This window comes from Nesterenkonia sp. AY15, from assembly GCF_022565855.1.
In the GTDB taxonomy this organism is placed as follows: Bacteria; Actinomycetota; Actinomycetes; order Actinomycetales; family Micrococcaceae; genus Nesterenkonia.
In genome coordinates this window covers 643995-662086 of the sequence record NZ_JAJOYV010000001.1, presented here as the reverse complement: position 1 = coordinate 662086, position 18092 = coordinate 643995, and the positions used below count along the sequence as shown (strand labels likewise).

Below are 18092 nucleotides of genomic sequence, written 5' to 3'. Positions count from 1 at the left end.
CCGAATCCCGGCAAGCTTGTAGCAGCGTCCCCGCTATCCCCTATCCGATTCACACAGAAAGACAACATCATGAATCCCAGAGAGAAACTGGCTGCTCTGATGAGCGAGGGCGCGAAGCTCCGACAGAAGTCCATCACCGGCGGTGAGTTCTCCGAGAAGGACGCCAGCCGCGCGGTCGAGCTCGCCGCCGAGGTGACCGGCCTCCAGGCCACGATCGCGAAGCAGGACAAGGCGTCCCGGGACCTGCAAGCGGCTATGGACGGCTCCGAGCTGCGGGAGAACGACCAGCACAAGGACTGGAGCGGTACGGGCCGCAATGCGGCACTGAAGGCCGGCACCCGGTACGGCGTCGCCGAGAAGGCCCGCCACTTCTCCGATGGTGTGATGCGCGCATTCGACGCCGCCGCCCCACTCATCGGCGGACCCGCTGTCGCGAAGCAGCTCATCCCCCAGGGCGCGATCACCGCGGAGTTCGATGGTCGGATTATCGAGGATCCCCGCCAGCGGTTCAGCCTCGCCGCCGCGCTGGGCACCCGGCAGGTCAATGGGGCGGGCGGGCAGTACCTGCGCCAGACCGAACGAGACAACCAGGCGGCGACCGTGGCCGGCGGGACACTGAAGCCTATTTCCCGGTTTGGGCTCAGCCCAGCAAGCTGGTCAATCGCGACGATCGCGGCCCTGACCGAACCGGTCCGTCTGCAGTGGCTCGCTGACTATGACGGGCTGCAGCAGTTCCTCACCAGCGAGCTCGCCTACGGAGTGGACGAGGCCGCAGCCGAGTTCATCCTCCACGGCGGGACGGACGAGAACGGGGACACCGTCACCGGCCTCCTGAACACCAGCGGGGTGCAGCAGACGCCCTACGCGGTGTCGGCGCTGCGGACTATCCGCGCCGCCATCGGTGACCTCGAAGCCATTGGGGTCGAGCCGACCCATGTGGTGATGGCACCGAAGGACTTCGAGGAGCTGGAAGTGTCGCTGGACGCGGACCAGAACTTCCAGTTCGCCGGTGCACCGGTGGACCGGGTGAACCAGCGCCTGTGGGGGCTGCCAGTGGTGACCCCGGCGAACATGCCGCGCGGGGAAGCGATCGTCGGGGACCTTTCCACGGTGACCCTGCTGCACCGGGCTTCGCACCAGCTCACCTGGGACGCGTCGACCGCGAACGTAGGCACCGCCGAGGCCCCGGAGGTGCGCGACCTGTTTCGCACCAATGAGGTCCGTTTCCGTGACGAGCTTCGTCTCGGCCTGGAAATTTCCAGCCTCAAGACCTACACGGTCGCCACCCTGACTGCCGCCTGATTGAGCCGGGGTCCCCGCCGGTGGTAACGACCAACACCGGCGGGGACCCTGGCCCCGTCTGATCGTTTGAGAGAGGAAGAGGGAGAAGGAGAGCAGCCATGATTATCAAGCCTGCAGTGTCGAAGGACGCCGAGCCCGGCACCGCGAAAAGTACCGGCACCACCAGCACGGGGTCCGGGCCGGGGTTCACTGACTGTTTCCGTGCCGTGGACACCACGGGGCCGGGCGGGCCGGGAAGGTGCCGGCCCCGCACCCCGGCGCACATCTGGGCGTCCCAGCCGTCGGTGCGGAAGGTAGTGGACTTCCTCGCCACCCAGGCGGCGTCAACCCCGATGGTCCTCCTGCAGCAGCGCGCGGACAATGACACCAGGACGATCCGGGACGGCGACGCGTACCGGGTGCTAAAGAAGCCGCACCCGCTGATGACCTCGTACATGCTGTGGCGGAACGTGATGATCGACCGGCTGCTCTACGACGCCGCCCTCGTGATCTACGTCCACGGGGAACTGCGACGGGTCCCGCCGCACATGTTCGAGATTCGCTCTGACGCCTTCGGAGTCGTGCGGGAAGTCCGCGTCCACGAGAACGGCGAGTCGGTGGACGTGACCGATATACCCAAGGTGCTGCTTTACGGGTGGCACCCGGACACCGCCGGCGGGGTGTCGCCGCTGCACACTTTGGCCGCGATTCTCGACGAGGCGCAGCGGTCCGTGCAGTGGAGGTCCCGGCTGTGGGAGAACAGCCCGAAGATGAGCGGCCTGCTGACACGGCCGGCGGACGCTAAACGGTGGGATGCCGAGCAGAAGCAGGCGTTTGTGGAGGCATGGCGGTCTTGGGCCAGCGGTGAGAAGGCTGGCGGCACCCCGATCTTGGAGAACGGGATGGAGTACCAGCCGATGACCGGCCTGACCCCTTTGGACGCGCAGGACATCGAGGGGCGACGGCTGACCGACGTGGAGGTCGCGACGTTCTTCGGGGTACCGCCGGAGATGCTGGGAATCCGGGCCGGGAAGTTCGCGGGGCTGAATGCCTACCGGGAGACGCTCTACGGTGCCGTGCTGGGTCCGTGGTGTGTGGAGCTCGAGCAGGCGTTCAATTCGCAGCTGCTTCCCCACCTAGACACCCGGGACGGGGTCGCTTTGAAGCTTGACCGGGACGGGATGGTTGCCGGCACCTTCTTGGAAAAAGCCCGCACGGCGCAGGTGCTCACCGGGGCCCCGGTGATGACGAGGGCGGAGGGCCGGGACTTGCTGAATCTGCCGCACATCCCGGACACCGATGAGCTGATCACGCCGATGAACCTTACCCAGGAGGGCGGCGACTAGACCAGGGCGCGGCGTCAACGTCACCCCGCATCCTGGCCGGCGGTTCTTGTTTCGGGGCCGCGCGGAAGGGTTCGGGGAGCGATGGTCGGAGAGCGGTCTCATTCTCCTTTTTCGGGCTGCTGAGACCCGGCCAGCGCCGCGCCCCACCCCAAGAAGTGGATTGTGCATCAGCCTTGTGAGGTTGGCGAAGGAAGCTAGGATCGGATCCATGGCGACTTTAGGTATGAGATCCCGATTCGACGGGCGGATCAATGACTGATGTACAGACGAGCGTTTCGAGATGTGTAACGCCAGGTCGCCAGTACGAAATGCACCGGTTGAACGTCCAGCTTGCCTCGGGAGAAATTCTGGCCATCGTTGACGAAGAGCTCAGCGCGGCGATTCAGAGCTCGACGAGGGACGAGACGTTGATGCGCTACCAGGAGTTCAAGAAGCTGCAAGAGAGAGCCTGCTTGGGGCAAGCAACGACTAAGCGTGACACACGGAGTCGACACGATCTCGACAGCGTCAGAACAGAGCCCCACCTTTGGGAGTTGCGACTTCAAGTAGGAAGCTGGCTATTGCGTCAATACCACGCAGAGCCTGCAGAGTTCCCCTCCTTGCTGGTCGCCGTGAAGGCCTACTCAAAAGAGGTGCAGGGGAAAACTGGACAGGAAATCACTGATGAACAGGACTCGGAGATCGCGGTGGGCGCGGCACGCTACGACCGCGAGAGTTGCCGACACTGGGGTTGGGGCACGGTTAGTTGACACCGCGCGGTCGTGCTACATAGATTGCAGTCTATGGACACCCTAGAAAGCCTCCTTGGGATTGACCCCGAGGACCCCAAAACGAAGCTCGCTGCAGAGCTCGCCGAGGAGCACTACGACTTCATCGAGAAGCTCGTTAGCGCGCGCGTACGCGCCGGGCTGAGCCAGCAGGACGTTGCCGACAGCATGGGTGTCACGCAGCCGACCGTCTCCGCCGTTGAAAGACTCGGCAATGACCTAAAGCTGTCCACTATTCGTCGTTACGCGCTCGCAGTCGGAGCGATGGTCCGCTACCAGGTTGAGCCGGCGGTCGTCTCGCGGGACTTGGCGGAGGTGATCTCGTTGGAGGACCATCGGAAGGGCCGACGGGTCCACATCCACGGTCGCTGGCCAGAGGAAAGCATTCCCGCATACCAGTACATGTGACTGTCGATCAGCCTCTAAGAGGTATTTGAGAGGAACCGACGACCTTATGCAGACAGAAGTAGCGCCCGAGAATGGCCTCGACTCGACGGTAATCGGAGTTTTTCTTCAAAAATCCACGACAGCTTTCACGCTTTCCAAGCGTCAGGTGTCTGGGGGTCTCACTTACAGTCTCGACCTGCACACCACACCCGAATGGGCGGAAGATCCTTCCGTCCTCAGCGTTGACGTGGAGACAAAGCTCGAGATATTTGTCGTCGGGGACTCACCTGATTCCAAGCCCAAAAGTGGCGATCGGCCAATTGGTACTGTCGAGGTCACGTACCAGGCCCAGATCGCGATAGCCGAGCATCACAAACACTTCATGGACGTTGACCGCGCCGAGGGGTTTGCTCGAACGCAGGGCATAAGCATGGTCTATCCGTATATTCGGCAGTATCTGTCTGACACGATTGTTCGTGCTGGGTTCCCTCCCCTTTACATACCCCTGCTCGAACAGGCCGAGAAGGGCGAGTGAGTTTCCGAGCTCATCGTGGCTAGCGTGTGGTCGCGCGGAATCACGAAGATGCTGCTCAATCGATTCGCCTACGTCGGGCCCGCGGCTTAAAAGTAGCAACATCACACCATTGCGACCAGCATCCCGATCTCCTTCTTCCCCGCCGTTTCGATCAGTTCGCGACGAGCGAGTTCGCGGACGTCCTGAGCCTGGGCGTGCATGACCTCGGCCAGGGGCGTGCCGCGCTCCATCGCCACGATGATGCCCTCGAGGAACCGGGAGATCGGCGCCGACCCCACCCGGGTGGACATCTGTTTCAACGCTGTCGAGAAGCTGGTGCCGGCTTGGGTCTGGTGCAGCACCCGGGTCAGCTCGAGGGCCAGCTCTCCGCGCGCCAGCCTTCCCACGCGGGAGAACGCACCGGGAGCCCCCTCACCGGCGCTGACCGCCAACGCGATCATCTCTGCGATGGTGGGAAACTCTGTGAGCATGCGCGCCTGTCGGCGCCGAATCTGGCTGGTGAGCAGGTTGTCACGCAGGGCCACGCCCAATCCTGCAAGCCCGAGCACGATGACCGCGGCGGAGAACCCGTTGAGGCTGCCTGCCCAGACGCCGAGCAGACTGAGCCCGGTTCCCAGCAGGGCGCCGAGGACTCCGAAGCCGAGCTGCTGAAGGCGGTAGTCATTAGGACCGAGTCGTGAGTTCGCCTGTCCCAACCGGTGACCAAGCTGTTGGGTGTCGAGACTGAACCGATCGAATTGGCGTGCCGCCTGGTGCAGCACCGGGGTGAGGATCTTCGCCAGTACTCCCAGGGGCATGGTGTGCTCGGCACCAGAATCGGAGAGGGCGAACCGCGAGTCCGTGGAACGCAGGTAGGGAGCCACCCGTGCTGAGAAGCTGGGCTGATTGTTCACCGGCAGCGCTCGCAGGATGATGACCAGGCCAAGTCCCAGGACCAGCCCACAGATCATTGCCCATCCGATGACCGCCTCATTCACGCCAGCACCCGTACTTCCCGCGGCAAAGCGCCGATGCGCAGCATGAGTCGATAGCACACCAGGGACACGAGGAGTCCGGCACCAAGCACAAGCATGCCGGTGGCGCCTCGGTATGCCTCGGCGGCATCCCGCTGCAACGAGAGCAGCAGAACCACGATCCAAGGAGCGGCTACCGCGAGCTTGGCGGCGTTGACCGTCCAGGATTGCCGCGCCTCAAGTTCGCTTCGCGTCCTGGCGTTCTCGCGCAGGAACTCCGCCAAGGTGCTCAACAGCCGGCCCAGGTCAGAACCACCCACCTCGCGAGTGATCAGGAGCGCCGCCACGATCCGGTCCCCCACCGGATCGGCGAGACGCAGCTTCAGCCTCTCCAGCGCGACACCGAGGGTCTGTCCCGCGCGGTAGTCCTTGGCGAACTCCACAAACGGTTCACGCAGCGGCTCTGGACCTGAGGTGCCGAGTTGAATCAGCCCCTCAGGCAGCGACATCCCCGACCTGACCGCCGAGCGCAGATGATCCACCGCATCAGGCCAGATGTGTCGCAGCAGTGCGCGACGCTTCCCGGCCTGCCAGCGCAGCGCCAGGACCGGGACCATCCCGGCGAAGAACGCGAAACACAGCGCCACCGGGACCGCAGCGGTGAGCACCAGGACGACCAGAAACGCTGCGACGGCGCAGACCAGGACTGCGGTGAGGACCCCCGTGACCGGGATTCTGGGGTGCCCGGCCTCATCGAGAAGCTTGCGCAGCCTCCGCCGACGCGGTCGGTTGGGACGACCCGCGGTGGAGGGACGCGGCCAGAAGGACGCGTAGATCAGCAGCAGTCCGAATCCGAGCCCCAATCCCAGCAGCAGACTCATCCCAGCATCCCCGTCCTGGCCAGTCGGATCTGGTGCTGCGGTGAGAGCTTCGGCAGATCGAAGACTGCAGACTCCGTGACCTCCAGCTCACCCTCCGGCGCGTCGAAGAGCATGGTCGTCTCGATGGTGTCGGCCTCGACCCGGCTCCCCACGGCCAGGATCTGCCCTACGTGGCGGCTGCCGTCCCGCTCGCGCACGCAATGGACGACCAGGTCGAAGCAGGAGGCGACGGTGGGCAGGATGAAGCTGCGCGAGATGTTCTCACCGGCCAGCAGCGGAAGGGTGCAGATCTTGGTGACAGCGTCTTGGGCGCTGTTGGCATGCACGGTCGCCATCCCAGGAAGTCCTGCGTTCAGAGCGATCAGCATGTCTAAGCTCTCGGCTTCCCGGACCTCCCCGACGATGAGCCGGTCAGGGCGCATTCGCAGCGCCTCTTTCACCAGCCGCCGGAGCGGGATCTCTCCCTCCCCCTCGAGGTTGGACTGGCGACACTGCAGTCCGACCACATCGCGAAGCGGCAGCTGCAGCTCGAAGATCTCCTCCACCGTGACGACCCGCTCTCGCGGACCGATCGCAGCCGAGAGGCAATTCAACAGCGTCGTCTTTCCAGACTGGGTCGAGCCTGACACCAGGATATTCATTCCGCTGTCCACACACCCGGCCAGGAACTCCGCGGCCGCTGCGGTCAGGGAGCCGTTGCGGACCAGGTCGTCGAGCGTATGGGCTCGCGCAATGAACTTGCGGATATTGACGGCCCAGTGGCGTCGGGTGATGTCCGGAATCACGACGTGCAGACGGGACCCATCGGGCAGCGTCGCGTCGACAAACGGTGAGGACAGGTCAAGTCGGCGTCCTGAACTCTTGAGCATCCGTTCCACGAGGTCCCGGATGCGGGATTCACTCAATGTGATCGAGGTGAGTTCGGAACGGCCCGCGCGAGCCACGAACACAGCGCTGGGTCCGTTGACCCAGACCTCCTCCACCGAGGCGTCATCAAGAAGCGGCTGAAGCTCCCCGAAGCCGGCGACGGCATCGACGACATGCTTGACCGCCTGCTCCACGGGGCCGATCAGCGGCAACGCGGTCACCATCGACCGCCGGTCGTACTCGACGACGGCGGCCTCGACCAGCTCTCGCACGCCGCGCGGATTCTCTGCAGGGTCGAGCCCGCGGTGTCGGATCTGTTCCCGCACCTCATCTTCAACGATCGTCAAAGCATCCACAGGCTCGGCCTCGTCCCTGATTCCAGTGTGGTGAGATCACGATAGCCAGCTACGCAGTGACTGACCAGCGATTGTTCAAACCCTGTGGAAAATAGGCGATGATCACAGGTTCTCCACAGCTCGCCATCTGCCCGCGGCCGCCGAATCGTGGGGGGCATAACCTCAGGGAAAGCGGACGCCGCGAAGCGCTCTCGCGGACGTCTCGGCACCCGAGGATCAGGAGGGACACGCGTGACCACGGCAGCACCGATGACCCTGGCCTTCACAGTCGTCCACGCGCCAGGGTCCGTTCCTGAGTCCTTGTGGACCCTGATGCGTCTCGCAGCGGGCGGTGCGCACGTCCACGAGCTGAGGATCGTCCTCGACGGCACCGCCATCCCCTCGGGGGCGCAGATCGATGAAGCGCTGTCCGCATGGGTCCAGAGCTTCCGGAGCGACTGTTCTTCCCGCACTGGGGTCCTGGCCGGCCCAGTCGGACCCGCCTGGGTCGCAGTCCTGGACCATACGCCGTTGAAGGACCACGCCGCGGACTCCTCTTCGATCCATCACGGAATGGTCGTGGTGCTGCATCCCCGAGCCCATGCGGCGCAGCGAACCAGGTCGGACCCGTCACCGCTGCGACTGTGCATCAGCGCCGGGCCGGACTCCGGATGGATGGTGAAGGTCCCGCGAGGTGTCCACCTGCTGGGGCGGGGCACTGCGCATCGCGGCACCGCAGACATCCGGATCAATGACCCTCGTCTGGAGCCCGTGCATGCTTCGATCCATGTCAGTGCGACACAGGTGAAGCTGACTCGCTCAGGGACAGCTTCACAGCTGCTCGCCATCGAGGTCCCGGTCTCCGTCGGCGGGTCGCGCGTGGAGCTGGTCCAGAACGCGCCGGCGGCTGCCCCCGCAGCGATCTGGCCCCTGCCACGCGCAAGCGTCGCGGAACAGCCACCGTCCGGACGCCACCGCACGACGCTGCTCATGTCCTTGGCCCCGCTGATCGTCGGGATCGTGCTGGTGCTCGTCACCGGAATGTGGATCTTCCTGATGTTCAGCGCCGCCTCTGCACTCCTTGCTGTGGTCACACTCGTCGTCGCGCACCGGCAGCGCCAGCGCTTCCGCCGGGCCGTTCGTGCGGCCGCCACCGCATGGGCCCGGCAGCGCAGAGACCTGCTGACCCCACCAGGACGCTCCATCAGAGCCCTGCGAGCGCGGGCTCACCCGCGGAGCTCGCTCACCCCCACGGACGCCGAGGGCGTCGTCGTGACAGTGGGTGAGGCGAGAATCGATGCTGATCTGGACTGCCCGGGTGATACTGGACCGCCGGTTGACCTGCCGGAACTCTCGGTCTGCACAGCGGCGGCGCTGACACTTCGCGCGGCTGAACACACCGCACTCTCGGGCCCACCTCGAGACCAGCTCAGCGTCCTGCGTTGGATTCTCGCGCAGCTGACCCACCATTGCCGAACAACTCCCGAAGTCATGCTCGCAGCAGGTCCCGAGGAGAGCGGCGGATCCCGGTCAGGTGAGCTTCTCGACATCACGGAGCTGCGCGACTATCCCCACGTGAGCGTCGTGCAGCGGCGCAGTCTCCCCGACGCGCTGCAGCTCAGACAGGCCAGGTCCCCTATCTCATCTGCACCGGTGCTGATCACCCCTGTTTCGCTGGACCCCGCACACATTCGGGCAGCGCTGCACGCCGGGTGGCACGTCATCTCCCCGGCCGGGTCCCCTGCCCTCCAAACACTGCCGGGGAAGCCACCGGAGGAGCAGGGGCTTCCCCCGGCAGCCGATGGCTGGCAGGTGAACCTCGAATCGGGCGAGATCCACCGGATCGAGTCAGGAGCCGCGCTGCGGGTCGCAACAGAGCTGGTTCCTGACGGACTGTCGCGACGGACGCTCCACGAACACCTCAGGCTGGGGCTCGCGCGGATCTCAAGGACGGCGACGACTCCCGAGGTCCCCGCGCAGTTCACCGCGGCCCTGCCCGACCCCCTGATGACGCGCAGCGCCCACCTGCGGCTGGAGACGCTGCTCGGCCGTGGGGCCGCCGACGCGGAGCTTCTGGACCTGGTGGAGGACGGTCCCCATATCCTGCTGGCAGGAACGACTGGAGCGGGTAAATCCGAGCTTCTGAAGTCGATGCTGCTCGGCTGGGCGGCCAGATACAATCCCCGCGAGCTGAACTTCCTGCTCTTCGACTTCAAGGGCGGGTCGAGCTTCCAACACCTGGCGCGACTGGAGCACACGGTGGGTCTGGTCACGGACCTCACACAGGCACAGGCCGATCGCGCGCTGGAAGGCGTCCGATCTGAGCTCACCCGGCGGGAACGGCTCTTCCTCGAGTCCGGGGCCACCGACTACGCAGATTTCCGACGAGCACAGCCCGACCGGCCGCTGGCTCGGATCCTGGTGGTCTTCGATGAGTTTCGGATCTTCACGCAGGAGCTTCCGGCAGCGATGGGTGAACTGATGCGCCTTGCCACCCTGGGTCGATCGCTGGGACTCCATCTGATCCTCGCGACCCAGCGCCCACAGGGAGTGGTCACAGCAGAGATCCGGGCCAACATCGGAACCACGATCTGTCTGCGTCTGCGCAGCGATGACGAGGCACGCGAACTGGTGGGAACCACAGCGCCCGCACATATCCCTCGGCACCTGCCGGGCCGAGCAATCATCCAACGCCCAGGAGAACCAGCGGTGGCGTTTCATGCGGTGCAGCTGCTGGACCGTTCGGCGAAGCTCCGGGCACGTCCGGAAAGGTCCCCGATGCCGCCGGCGGCCGGGTGGCGAGAGACCACTCCGCACCTGGTCGAGACGCTGGGGGCGCATATGCGCCGGCAGCGGATTAGCAGACCCCACACTCCGCTTTGCCCTCCGCTGCCCGAGATCCTGCGAGCGCCACCCCAGGCCCACGAGGTCCTCCTCGGCCTCATCGACGATCCCGCCCGGCAGGCGCAGCGTCCGCTTCGCCTCAACCTGAACGAGGGTCTGGGCACCGCCCTGCTGGGCGAGACCGGGTCTGGCGGCACCGCAGCCTTGGTATCACTGGTCCACCAGCTCCTGGAGCTCCCCGCAGAGGTCCACGTGTACCTCCTGGACGGCGACCACTCCTTGGAACAGTTCCGGAGTCACCCACGAGTCGGGTCCTGGGTCACCACGGAACACCCTCAGGAGGCTCAACACCTGGTCAGCGAGCTTCACCGCCTGGTGGTCCGACGGCGCACCGCCCCGCCTCAGGAGCGCATCCCGGTGGTCCTCATCGTCTCTGGGCACCCGCAGTGGCATGGGTTGAGTCACCTGCTCGGCCTTGGAGGCTTGGAGCATGACCTGGGCGTCCTCATCGGTGAGGGAGCCGGCTTCGGTGTCAGCGCGGTGGTCGCAGGAGGCCGCGAGCTCGCCCTGGGGAAGCTGGGTTCGCGGCTCCCGTCCAGGATCTACCTCCCCTACGGCGTCTCCGAGGACGTGCGGCTGCTGTGGCCGAAGCTGCGCGTCACAGATCGCCTGCTCGGGCGCGGAGTCCTCGTCACGGCCGATGTTCCGCCCCCAGGCCTGACCGTCCAGCTTGTGACCGGCGTCCGCGTGCAGCAACCTCGGAGCCAGGTGATCGGCGGTGAAGAATCGACGAACGGTCCCATGCTCCGGGTGCACCCGCTGCCAGAAGCGATAGACCTCCCTGTGTTGAAACCCCGCTCGGAGGCGCTGCTGTTGGGCCTGCGCCAGTTCACGCACGCACCCGCCCTGCTCGAGGACGACTCCTGGCAGGTCGGGCTCATCCTCGGAACCGCGCAGACCGGGAAGACCAACGCCCTGCGCGTGGTCGCCGCCCAGCGGGGGTGTTGGACTCTCGGCGATCTTTCCAAGACCTGCGAGCACGGGGTCACCGAGGCTGCGGCCCACCGGCTGCTCCTGGTCGACGACGCCGACCGGTGCACCCCCGCGCAGCACCAGAGTATTGAGGCGTGGCTGGACTCTGGGGGAAAGGTGCTGGCGACGGCACGGCCAAACCTGAACGTCGTCGGTCAGTTTCCCTGGTCCTACCGGGCACGTGGAGGCTCAGCGAACTTCGTGCTCAGTCCGCTGAGCCGCTCGCAGGGGGACGCCCTCGGAAGCTCCATTCCCATCCTGCCGAGACTCATTCCGGGACGTGCAGTGTGGACGGCATCCGAGGGGCCCCGGGTCATCCAATGGTGGAGGCACCCGCGGACACCCTGTGCCGACCGCTGAGACACACGCTGGTTGCCGAGAGACAGGGCGGCTCCCAAGACTTGGCGGCTTGGCCACTGGGAGGATCGATGGCAAGGGCCCCTCCGGCGCGTCAGCCTCACCCGGTCGGACCCGCCCCGACTCGTAGGCGACCACCACCAGCTGCGCCCGGTCCCGACATCACACTTGTCCAAGGACGGTTGACGTCGGACTCACCGCCGCTGTGCTGAGGAACAGCGCACCTGCGATCTCAACGCCGAAGCGTCCCAGCTCCAGGGCGCAGCCCGGTGTGGACGAGTTCCTGGTCATCGACGAGCAGTACCCGCAGCGTCACTGGGGACCCCGGGTGGGGAGCCGGGCCCGGACGCGGTAACCGGGCTCTCCGTCGTCGGCTGGTCCGTAGTCCAACCGACCCCCGGCCACAGCGATCCGCTCGGCCATCCCCTGCAGCTCCGATCCGTGCCGGTCAGGCCGGACCGGGGTGGGCTCCCGCGGGCTGCCATGGTCACGGATGATCACGTTGACCACATCGGCCTGCAGGTCCAGACCGACATCCACGCTCTCCGCCGTCGAGTGGCGCAGCACATTGGTCAGTGATTCCTGCACGATCCGGTAGACGACCAGCTCCACAGAGGGACGGACCGTGGAGAGGTCCCCGTGGACGGTCAACGAGACGTCCAGTCCCGAGGTCCTGACGGCGTCGATGAGCTCAGCGAGCTGATGTTCTGCGAGTGCGGACTCTTGCGCGGCCCCGGTGCCGTCTTCGCGCAGCACCGCGATGGTGCTGCGCAGATCCACGGTGGCTTCCTGACTGGCGGTACGGACCCTCGCCACGGCCTGTTTCGCGGTCTCCGGGTCGCTGTCGATGGTCTCCGCCGCCACGCTTGCCTGGATGCCCACCACGGCCACCGTGTGGGCCAGGACATCGTGGAGTTCACGAGCGGCACGCAGTCGCTCCTCGGTGAGCTGGCGCTGATGCTGCTGATCCGCCAGCAGCAGTCGCAGGGAGGCCTCCTCACGGATCGTGCGCCGGCTGCGCAGCGCCTCCCCCAACAGCAGCAACACCCCCAGCAGCGAGATGTCGAAGAGCGTGCTCAGCGCAACCTGACCCAGCGGCTCCGCCTCGGGACCGCTGAGCCGGTAGGGCACGCCGATGAGACCGGTCAGCGCGAGGACCGCGAGCGCCCACCAGAGGTGCCCCTTCCACGCGGCGATCAAGACCGGCACGCCGATGGCCAGGGCTGGCGAGAAGTCGGGAATGCCGACGCTGACGGCGGCGTAGAAGCTGACGCTGGCGCCGATCAGGGCGGCCCGCGGGGCTCGTCGCGCAATAGCGGTCCAGGCCCCGGTGAACAGGAGGATCGCGACCACCGCCGCATCGACCTGCCGAGCCGGCTGATCTGCTGACTCCGAGGCGGCGATGATCATGACCACGGTGACCAGTGCTGCAGCCGCGAGGTCCAGAGGAATGCCGCGCCAGAAGGTGAAAGGCACCTTCCCAGTTTAGCCACCTGGCTCATCAATGGTCTGGCGATGGACCTGGAACGTATCGATGAGGTCGTGGAGGTCGACACCACGGAGGTCTGGGAGGTCTGGGAGGTCCCGGAGGTCTGGGAGGTCTCGAACTCAGGCAACCTCCCGCGCAACCTCCACGGCCACGACGTCGAGTTCCATGTGGTCGACATCGCCAGCCGCGCACCAGGCCCAGAACTCGCCGGTTGGAAGGACACGGTCGACGCAGCGCCGAACACCACCACTCGGAGCGCGCTGCGCTTCACCAACCCCACCGACCACACCAACCCGGATCTGGCCCAGGTGCTCCACTCTCACCTGCTTTGTCACGAGGATCTGCGCATGATCGGCCAGTTCGTCGTCGTCGAACCGGGGCAGCAGCCCGGAAATCGGTCGAAGGGTCGTCCCGGGAGTCCCTCAAGGAGTCAGCACGAACATTGAGCCCCATCCGCTCAGCGTCTGGCCTGGATCCAAGGTAGACGCAGATCAGCGCGGGCAACTATTCTCCAAGGATGCAGCAAGGCCCTGCTGCACGCAGCATCCCAGGAGGCTGGAGGCCAGTCGCACCGCCTCTCTGGGAGTCAGCCCATAGCCGCTTGTGGAAGGAGATCCGATGTCCCACACCCGCATGAGCACACGCAACGCTTTTCTCTCGATGGCCGCCATCTCGACACTGGCGCTGAGCGCCTGCGCCAGTGATGAACTCGGCGCAGAGGATCCCGCCGAGGACGAAGACACTGCGCAGACCGAGACCGCTGAGACCGCCGACACCGGGACCGAGGACACGACGGAGGACGCCACAGCCGAGGAGGACGCGGCGGGGACCGATGCGGATGAGGATGCTGCAGCTGATCCGGAGGATGCGGATACGCAACAGACGGACGAGACCTCGGACGGCGATGGTCCGCAGGAGCCCTATGACGCCGTAGACGCCGTCATGGCCGAATACCCGGATGCGATCGTGCTGGACTTCGACACCGAAGGCTTCTACTACGAGTTCACGATCTACGACGGCGAGGTCGAGTGGGAGCTCGAAGTGGACCGTGACAGCCTCGAGATCATCGATGCGGAGGAGGACGACGTGGACTCCGATGACCAGCGCAAGTCGGAGTCGGTGGAGATCGACTTCGCTGAGGCGCTGCGCACCGCCGCTGAGGAGGGCGACGGCGTTGCCGCCGAGGCCGATCTCGACGACGACAACGGCGCGGTGGTCTGGGAGATCGACCTGGACAACGGCACCGAGGTCTATGTGGATGTGGCCACCGGCGAGGTCGTCAACGTGGACAGTTGACATAGAATGGGCTGACTTGAGAATCAGCCGACTAGGGCAGGGAAGAGGTGAGGTCGTGACGGCCAGCCACAGCGACACCACCAGTGACAACGTGAACCCGACCGCGCAGGAGCCCGTCGGCGAGGCCTCCCGGGACGCCGTCGAGGCAGGCACGGTCGATGATCAACGCGGCCGTCACGACCTCACCGGCTTCTCTCCCAAGGCTCGGGCTTGGCGGTCCTTCTTCGAGACCTCCGCGATCATCAGCGATCGCATGGAGAAGCGGCTGCACTCCAGCACCGGGCTGCGGCTCACCGATTACAACCTGATGCTGCTCCTGGCCGAGGCCGAGGATAACCAGCTGCGCATGGGGGAACTCGCCGAGGGCATGGTCTTCTCCCCCTCCCGACTCTCCTACCAGGTCAAGTCGCTGCAGAAGCGCGGTCTGATCGATCGCTTCGCCGACGCCGAGGACCGGCGCGGCATGACCGCCCAGCTCACCGAAGAGGGGCACCGCGTCTTCGAGCAGGCCTCCCGGCTGCACGCCACGCATATCAAGCAGCTCTTCCACCCCGCGCTGGATGACGCCGAGGCCGACACGCTGCGGCAGATCTGCGAGCAGATCAAGGACACCGTCGCTGCGGCAGACCGGGCCTGAGCCCAGAGTCTGAGCGACGACCTCCGCTCAGCGGACCAGTTTCAGCTGAACCGAGTCCGCCCGATGGCGCAGCATCTCAAACTCCGACAGGGCCGCCTGCACGCTGGCCAGCGCCAGCCGGGCATCCACCTCATCGGCTCCGGGCGCCAGCACGACGCCGATGCTCAGCTCCGGTCCGCTGCCGCCGCCCACCACCGCATCTCCTGCCTCGGTGCGGGTCGCCACGCCGTCGCCGGGCTGCAGCTGCAGCTGGGCGACTCCGGGGCACAGATCCAGGATCCCCGCCAGCGACTCGGCCAGCTCGGGGTCCTGATACGAGGGCACCCATCGGGTGGCCTGCGCCAACGCCTCCACCGCGGGGCGGCGCAGCACGAAGGTCAGCTCCGCTCCGGGGTCCAGCACCGCGAGCTCGGCGCCCTCGGCCAGGGCCGCGAGCATGATCCGTTCGGTCTCGGCCGCCACCGGCCGGGCCTTGTCGTGCCAGGCGGTGAGTGCCTGCACGGAGGTGAACACCGGCATCGTCTGGCGTCCATCGCGGCTGGTGACACTGATCAAGGTGATGTCGGCCTGCTTGTCTCCCACCGGCGCGCCGCCATGGCCCGGTTCGGTCGAGCCGCCCGGGGCGGGCGCGGCCTCCTCGGCCAGCTCGGCGAGCACCGGGACGAAGAGCCGCTGCCCGGCCAGGGCGTTGACGAATCCCGCCTCATCGAGCTCGCCGGCGAGCAGCTGCTCCCGGGCGGACCGGACCGCGGCGGCGGCGAGGCCGTCGTCGCCGTCGAAGGTGTGCAGCGGGTTGCCGTCGCCGGAGAGGTCGCGGTCCGCCCAGGGGATCCCGGCGGAGTCCGCGGGGCGGCCCTCGGCGTCCCGGGGTGCACGCTGCAGCAGGGCAGCGATATGACCGGGCAGGTCCCTGCTGGGGGCGGAGTCCTGGTTCATGCGGAGGCTGAGGCCACCTTCAGCGCCTCGGGGAACTCGAACTTCCCGGCGTAGAGGGCCTTGCCCATGATGGCGCCCTCGACCCCGAGGGAGACCATCTTGGCCAGGGCCGCGACGTCCTCCAGGGAGGAGATGCCGCCGGAGGCGACCACAGGCTTCTTCGTCTTGGCGCAGACCTGGGCGAGCAGCTCGGTGTTGGGGCCGCGCAGGGTGCCGTCCTTGGTGACATCGGTGACCACGTAGCGGGGGCAGCCGGCGTCTTCGAGGCGCTGCAGCACCTCCCAGATGTTGCCGCCCTCGCGGGTCCAGCCGCGGGCGGCGAGGGTCTCTCCGCGCACATCCAGGCCCACGGCGATGGCGTCGCCGTGGCGTTCGATGGCGCGGGCGGTCCACTCCGGGTCTTCCAGTGCGGCGGTGCCGAGGTTGACGCGGGTGGCGCCGAGCTCCAGGGCCCGGTCCAGGGATTCGTCGTCGCGGATGCCGCCGGAGAGTTCGATCTTCACACCGAGCTCCTTGACCACGCGGGCCATGATGTCGCGGTTGTCGCCACGGCCGAAGGCGGCGTCGAGGTCCACCAGGTGGATCCACTCGGCGCCCTGCTGCTGCCAGTTCAGGGCAGCTTCCAGCGGATCCCCGTAGCCGGTCTCAGATCCGGCCTCTCCCTGGACCAGTCGCACGGCCTGGCCGTCGGCCACGTCGACGGCGGGCAGCAGCTCCAGGGCGGGAACGGTGGCAGTGGGCGCGGAGGGCTCAGTCATGGATCTACTTTCGGCTGGATGTACGGCTGGTCGGAATGTCTGGCTGGGTGGGTCAGGTTCTCGGGCGGCGGACCCTCAGGTCACGCCGAAGGACAGCGGTCAGAGGCTCAGGATCCAGTTGCGCAGCAGCTGCATCCCCGCGTCACCGGACTTCTCCGGGTGGAACTGGGTGGCCGAGAGCGGACCGTTCTCCACCGCGGCGATGAAGTCGGCGCCGTGGTGGCTCCAGGTGACCTTCGGTGGGTTCATGGTCTCGATGGACTGATCGAAGTCCCAGGACTGCACGGCGTAGGAGTGCACGAAGTAGAACCGCTCATCCCTGAGCCCGTCGAAGAGCACGCTGTCCTCGGGCGGACGCACGGTGTTCCAGCCCATATGCGGGACCACGGCATCTTCGGGCAGGGCTGTGACCTCACCGGGCCACTCCCCCAGGCCTTCGGCGGGAATGCCGTGTTCGACTCCGCGGTCGAACATCACCTGATGCCCGACGCAGATGCCGAGCACCGGGCGGGACCCGGCGATCCGGCGGCCGATCCAGCGGGGTCCGTCGATCTCACGCAGCGCAGCCATCACCGCCGCGAAGGCGCCCACACCGGGCACCACCAGCCCGGAGGCGTTGAGCACCGCGTCGGTGTCTTTGGTCAGGGTCACGTCCGCGCCGGCGCGCTCAAGCGCACGGACCGCGGAGTGGGTGTTGCCGGAGCCGTAGTCCAGGACGACGACGTCGGGCTTGCCGGTCACAGGGCACCCTTGGTGGAGGGGATCTCGTCGGTGCGCGGGTCGGACTCCACTGCTTCGCGCAGCGCGCGGGCGAAGGCCTTGAACTGGGCCTCGGCGATGTGGTGCGGGTCGCGTCCGCCGAGCAGGGTCATGTGCAGGCAGATCCCGGAGTGGTACGTGATCGCCTCGAAGACATGGCGGGTCATGGAACCGGTGAAGTGCCCACCGATGAGGTGGTACTGCTGACCCTCGGGCTCCCCTGAGTGGACCAGATAGGGCCTGCCGGAGACATCGACCACGGCCTGGGCGAGCGCCTCATCCAGCGGGATGGTGGCATTGCCGAATCGTCGGATGCCCCGCTTGTCTCCCAGGGCGACGCGCAAGACCTCGCCGAGCACGATGGCGGTGTCCTCGACCGTGTGGTGCACGTCGATGTGGGTGTCGCCGGAGGCTTCGACGTCGAGGTCGATGAGGGAGTGCCGGGACAGTGCGGTGAGCATGTGGTCATAGAACGGCACACCGGTGCTGATGTTCGAGGTGCCGGTCCCGTCGAGGTCCATCCGGACCTTGACGCTGGACTCGCTGGTGACACGTTCCATCTGGGCGATGCGCCCGGAGATCAATTCTGCTCCCATAACTCCTGCTTGGTGGTGGGGTACGCCAACGCTTCA

General features: G+C 66.5%; 17 protein-coding genes. 9 read left to right on the top strand and 8 right to left on the bottom strand.

Features of this window, described 5'->3' with window-relative positions; all coding sequences use genetic code 11:
* Positions 1-69 precede the first annotated feature (69 nt).
* From LSI54_RS02985 to LSI54_RS02965, 5 genes are all read left to right on the top strand, one after another.
* A complete protein-coding gene (locus LSI54_RS02985; RefSeq protein ID WP_274617474.1) occupies positions 70-1302 on the top strand; it encodes a phage major capsid protein in 1233 nt (410 codons plus the stop codon).
* A 98-nt stretch (positions 1303-1400) separates the two neighbouring features.
* Positions 1401-2627, top strand: a complete 1227-nt coding sequence (locus tag LSI54_RS02980; RefSeq protein WP_241477726.1) for a phage portal protein — start codon at positions 1401-1403, stop codon at positions 2625-2627.
* A 251-nt stretch (positions 2628-2878) separates the two neighbouring features.
* On the top strand, positions 2879-3376 hold the full coding sequence (locus tag LSI54_RS02975) for a hypothetical protein (protein WP_241477725.1): 498 nt from the start codon (positions 2879-2881) through the stop codon (positions 3374-3376).
* A 33-nt stretch (positions 3377-3409) separates the two neighbouring features.
* Positions 3410-3802 (top strand): helix-turn-helix transcriptional regulator, encoded by a 393-nt coding sequence (locus tag LSI54_RS02970; protein WP_241477724.1) that lies wholly within the window; start codon positions 3410-3412, stop codon positions 3800-3802.
* A 46-nt stretch (positions 3803-3848) separates the two neighbouring features.
* Positions 3849-4316, top strand: coding sequence for a protein-export chaperone SecB (locus LSI54_RS02965; protein ID WP_241477723.1), 468 nt, complete (start codon positions 3849-3851; stop codon positions 4314-4316).
* A gap of 101 nt (positions 4317-4417) precedes the next feature.
* On the opposite strand, the gene LSI54_RS13120 is transcribed toward LSI54_RS02965, so the two are convergent.
* From LSI54_RS13120 to LSI54_RS02950, 3 genes are read right to left on the bottom strand one after another with little or no spacing between them, the layout of a single operon-like run.
* The gene (locus tag LSI54_RS13120; protein ID WP_241477722.1) at positions 4418-5293 is read right to left on the bottom strand and encodes a type II secretion system F family protein; all 876 of its coding nucleotides are present in this window, start codon (positions 5291-5293) and stop codon (positions 4418-4420) included.
* Positions 5290-6150, bottom strand: coding sequence for a type II secretion system F family protein (locus tag LSI54_RS02955; protein WP_241464259.1), 861 nt, complete (start codon positions 6148-6150; stop codon positions 5290-5292). Before LSI54_RS02955 ends, LSI54_RS13120 begins: the two co-directional genes overlap by 4 nt.
* The gene (locus LSI54_RS02950; RefSeq protein WP_241475276.1) at positions 6147-7373 is read right to left on the bottom strand and encodes a CpaF family protein; all 1227 of its coding nucleotides are present in this window, start codon (positions 7371-7373) and stop codon (positions 6147-6149) included. The genes LSI54_RS02955 and LSI54_RS02950 overlap by 4 nt, the downstream gene beginning before the upstream one ends.
* Before the next feature lie 231 nt (positions 7374-7604).
* Here LSI54_RS02950 and LSI54_RS13115 point away from each other — a divergent pair, with 231 nt between their 5' ends.
* The gene (locus LSI54_RS13115) at positions 7605-11588 is read left to right on the top strand and encodes an FtsK/SpoIIIE domain-containing protein (protein WP_241477721.1); all 3984 of its coding nucleotides are present in this window, start codon (positions 7605-7607) and stop codon (positions 11586-11588) included.
* A 309-nt stretch (positions 11589-11897) separates the two neighbouring features.
* On the opposite strand, the gene LSI54_RS02940 is transcribed toward LSI54_RS13115, so the two are convergent.
* Positions 11898-13061, bottom strand: a complete 1164-nt coding sequence (locus tag LSI54_RS02940) for a sensor histidine kinase (RefSeq protein WP_241477720.1) — start codon at positions 13059-13061, stop codon at positions 11898-11900.
* A 39-nt stretch (positions 13062-13100) separates the two neighbouring features.
* Between LSI54_RS02940 and LSI54_RS02935 the strand changes: the two genes are divergently transcribed.
* The 3 genes from LSI54_RS02935 to LSI54_RS02925 all read left to right on the top strand — a co-directional run bounded on the left by LSI54_RS02935 (position 13101) and on the right by LSI54_RS02925 (position 15007).
* Entirely contained in the window at positions 13101-13520 is a 420-nt protein-coding gene (locus tag LSI54_RS02935; RefSeq protein WP_241477719.1) for a multicopper oxidase domain-containing protein, read from the top strand.
* A gap of 172 nt (positions 13521-13692) precedes the next feature.
* Positions 13693-14370 carry a PepSY domain-containing protein gene (locus LSI54_RS02930; RefSeq protein ID WP_241477718.1) on the top strand — a complete coding sequence of 226 codons (678 nt, stop codon included), beginning with the start codon at positions 13693-13695 and terminating at the stop codon, positions 14368-14370.
* A gap of 55 nt (positions 14371-14425) precedes the next feature.
* The gene (locus tag LSI54_RS02925) at positions 14426-15007 is read left to right on the top strand and encodes a MarR family winged helix-turn-helix transcriptional regulator (protein WP_241477717.1); all 582 of its coding nucleotides are present in this window, start codon (positions 14426-14428) and stop codon (positions 15005-15007) included.
* Between the two features lie 27 nt (positions 15008-15034).
* Here the strand turns inward: LSI54_RS02925 and LSI54_RS02920 are convergent, their stop codons facing one another.
* The 4 genes from LSI54_RS02920 to hisB form a co-directional block, all read right to left on the bottom strand.
* The gene (locus tag LSI54_RS02920) at positions 15035-15943 is read right to left on the bottom strand and encodes an SseB family protein (RefSeq protein ID WP_241469997.1); all 909 of its coding nucleotides are present in this window, start codon (positions 15941-15943) and stop codon (positions 15035-15037) included.
* Positions 15940-16701, bottom strand: a complete 762-nt coding sequence (priA, locus tag LSI54_RS02915; RefSeq protein ID WP_241464251.1) for a bifunctional 1-(5-phosphoribosyl)-5-((5-phosphoribosylamino)methylideneamino)imidazole-4-carboxamide isomerase/phosphoribosylanthranilate isomerase PriA — start codon at positions 16699-16701, stop codon at positions 15940-15942. The genes LSI54_RS02920 and priA overlap by 4 nt, the downstream gene beginning before the upstream one ends.
* Before the next feature lie 99 nt (positions 16702-16800).
* Positions 16801-17442: an imidazole glycerol phosphate synthase subunit HisH gene (gene hisH, locus LSI54_RS02910; RefSeq protein WP_241464250.1), complete on the bottom strand. Its 642-nt coding sequence runs from the start codon at positions 17440-17442 to the stop codon at positions 16801-16803.
* Positions 17439-18056 carry an imidazoleglycerol-phosphate dehydratase HisB gene (gene hisB / locus LSI54_RS02905; RefSeq protein ID WP_106123307.1) on the bottom strand — a complete coding sequence of 206 codons (618 nt, stop codon included), beginning with the start codon at positions 18054-18056 and terminating at the stop codon, positions 17439-17441. Before hisB ends, hisH begins: the two co-directional genes overlap by 4 nt.
* Positions 18057-18092: the final 36 nt, after the last annotated feature.

Coding starts and splice junctions, on each gene's coding strand:
- LSI54_RS02985 (WP_274617474.1), top strand. CDS start 70: ATGAATCCCAGAGAGAAACTGGCTGCTCTGATGAGCGAGGGCGCGAAG.
- LSI54_RS02980 (WP_241477726.1), top strand. CDS start 1,401: ATGATTATCAAGCCTGCAGTGTCGAAGGACGCCGAGCCCGGCACCGCG.
- LSI54_RS02975 (WP_241477725.1), top strand. CDS start 2,879: ATGACTGATGTACAGACGAGCGTTTCGAGATGTGTAACGCCAGGTCGC.
- LSI54_RS02970 (WP_241477724.1), top strand. CDS start 3,410: ATGGACACCCTAGAAAGCCTCCTTGGGATTGACCCCGAGGACCCCAAA.
- LSI54_RS02965 (WP_241477723.1), top strand. CDS start 3,849: ATGCAGACAGAAGTAGCGCCCGAGAATGGCCTCGACTCGACGGTAATC.
- LSI54_RS02955 (WP_241464259.1), bottom strand. CDS start 6,150: ATGAGTCTGCTGCTGGGATTGGGGCTCGGATTCGGACTGCTGCTGATC.
- LSI54_RS02935 (WP_241477719.1), top strand. CDS start 13,101: ATGGACCTGGAACGTATCGATGAGGTCGTGGAGGTCGACACCACGGAG.
- LSI54_RS02930 (WP_241477718.1), top strand. CDS start 13,693: ATGTCCCACACCCGCATGAGCACACGCAACGCTTTTCTCTCGATGGCC.
- LSI54_RS02920 (WP_241469997.1), bottom strand. CDS start 15,943: ATGAACCAGGACTCCGCCCCCAGCAGGGACCTGCCCGGTCATATCGCT.
- priA (WP_241464251.1), bottom strand. CDS start 16,701: ATGACTGAGCCCTCCGCGCCCACTGCCACCGTTCCCGCCCTGGAGCTG.
- hisB (WP_106123307.1), bottom strand. CDS start 18,056: ATGGGAGCAGAATTGATCTCCGGGCGCATCGCCCAGATGGAACGTGTC.